Below are 2,225 nucleotides of genomic sequence, written 5' to 3'. Positions count from 1 at the left end.
GTGACGTGGCAGATGTCGGGCGAGGTGGTGCTGATGACGCTCTTGGGCGGCATGGGCACTTTGTTCGGGCCGGTGGTGGGGGCTGCATTGGTGGTGACCTTGGAAAGCTACCTCGCCTCCACCAGCCTGCCGGTGCCGGTGGTGATCGGCTGCATCTTCGTCGTCTGCGTGCTGCTTTTCCGCCGCGGCATCGTCGGCGAACTGATGCACCGTCTGCCCGGAAAGGGGAATCGCTGATGTCCCTCCATCTGGAGATCGACCGCTTCCTCGCCGACATCAGAGCCGCATAAAGGATACGATCCATGAAAGTCCTCGTCCCCGTTAAGCGAGTGGTCGACTACAACGTGAAGATCCGCGTCAAGGCGGATGGCAGCGGCGTCGAGACCGCCAACGTGAAGATGAGCATGAACCCCTTCGACGAGATCGCCGTCGAAGAAGCCGTGCGCCTGAAGGAGGCCGGCAAGGCGACCGAGATCGTGGTGGTTTCCGTCGGCCCGACCCAGGCCCAGGAGACGCTGCGCACGGCGCTGGCCATGGGCGCCGACCGCGCCATCCTGGTGCAGACCGACGTGACGACCGAACCGCTGGCCGTCGCCAAGGTCCTCAAGGCCCTGGTCGAGAAGGAGGCTCCCGGCCTCGTCATCCTCGGCAAGCAGGCCATCGACGACGACTGCAACCAGACCGGCCAGATGCTGGCGGCGCCCAGGAGACCCTGCGCACCGCTCTCGCCATGGGTGCCGACCGCGCCATCCTGGTGCAGACCGACGTGACGACCGAGCCGCTCGCCGTCGCCAAGGTGCTGAAGGCCCTGGTCGAGAAGGAGGCCCCCGGCCTCCTCATCCTCGGCAAGCAGGCGATCGACGACGACTGCAACCAGACCGGCCAGATGCTGGCCGCGCTGCTCGGCTGGGGCCAGGGCACCTTCGCGTCGAAGGTGGTTGCCGGCGACGGCAAGGTCGCGGTGACGCGTGAGATCGACGGCGGTCTGGAGACGGTGGAGCTCAAGCTGCCGGCGGTGGTCACTGCCGACCTGCGTCTGAACGAGCCGCGCTATGCCTCGCTGCCGAACATCATGAAGGCGAAGAAGAAGCCGCTGGAGACCGTCGCCCCGGACGCGTTGGGCGTCGACGTCGCCCCGCGCCTGACCACGGTGAAGGTCACCGAGCCGGCGAAGCGTCAGGCCGGCATCAAGGTGCCGGACGTCGCCACGCTGGTCAACAAGCTCAAGAACGAGGCACGGGTGATCTAGAGGCGATGCGGGGGTTGCTGCGCAATCGTCGGAGTGCAACCACCAGAGCAAGAGGTTCGCGTGCAAAGCACACAGTCCGCCGTTTCGGGCTATGGGGCCGAAGCCCCTCGCCTCGATGAGTTCGTGGCGCCTCCCGCCCACTTGCGCACTCACGCCGCCGGCATTCTTCTCCGGTTCCTGAATGCGCAGGATGAATGGGCGCTGAGCCGCGCGGAGATCATAGCCGCGATCAATTCCCCGGCGTTCCGGCCGATCCTTGAACAAGAGGCGAGACTTAGCACGCTCGGCCTCGCGTCAGACTGAAAGCAGAGGTTTCCAGCATATCAATCCTGGTCCTTGCGGAGCACGACAATGCCCGCCTGAAATCGGCCACGCTGAACGCCGTGGCCGCCGCCGAAAAGATCGGCGGCGACATTCACGTCTTGGTCGCCGGCAAGGGCGCACAGGCTGCTGCCGATGCCGCCGCCAAACTCACGGGCGTCGCCAAGGTATTGCTCGCCGACGATGCGGGTTATGAGCACCAACTGCCGGAAGCGATGGCCGCGCTGATTGCCGAGACGGTGAAGAACGGTTACAGCCACGTGCTGGCTCCCGCCACCTCGGCCGGCAAGAACGTGCTGCCGCGCGCGGCAGCGCTGCTGGACATGCAGCCGATCTCGGACATCCTGTCGGTCGAAAGCGCCGACACCTTCACGCGGCCGATCTATGCCGGCAACGCCATCGCCACCGTGCAGTCGGCCGATGCGGTGAAGGTGGTCACCGTCCGCACCACCGCCTTCGAGGCCACCGCCGCCACCAACAGCGCCCCGGTCGAGAGCATCCCCGCCGTGGCCGATCCCGCCCTGTCGAGCTTCGTCTCGGCCGAACTGACCAAGTCGGAGCGTCCGGAGCTGACCTCGGCCCGCATCGTCATCTCCGGCGGGCGCGGTATGCAGTCGGGCGACAACTTCCCGATGCTGGAGGCTCTGGCCGACAA

1 protein-coding gene and 3 pseudogenes are annotated in these 2,225 nt (G+C 66.3%); all 4 read left to right on the top strand.

All coding sequences use genetic code 11. The features are described 5' to 3' along the window. Positions 1-237 (top strand): annotated as a pseudogene (locus CRT60_RS36115) (branched-chain amino acid ABC transporter permease); the annotation flags it as partial. Between the two features lie 65 nt (positions 238-302). Next, positions 303-701: pseudogene (locus CRT60_RS06160) on the top strand (electron transfer flavoprotein subunit beta/FixA family protein); the annotation flags it as partial. After that, positions 701-1,249, top strand: a pseudogene (locus tag CRT60_RS06155) (electron transfer flavoprotein subunit beta/FixA family protein); the annotation flags it as partial. The pseudogenes CRT60_RS06160 and CRT60_RS06155, both read left to right, overlap by 1 nt. A gap of 320 nt (positions 1,250-1,569) precedes the next feature. Continuing rightward, positions 1,570-2,225 (top strand): electron transfer flavoprotein subunit alpha/FixB family protein (locus CRT60_RS06145; RefSeq protein ID WP_143273105.1); only part of this gene is annotated, 656 nt, incomplete at its 3' end.

It is taken from the genome of Azospirillum palustre, from assembly GCF_002573965.1.
Classification (GTDB): domain Bacteria; phylum Pseudomonadota; class Alphaproteobacteria; order Azospirillales; family Azospirillaceae; genus Azospirillum; species Azospirillum palustre.
The sequence above is the reverse complement of the archived record's forward strand: the minus strand, read 5'-3'. Positions and strand labels throughout refer to the sequence as shown.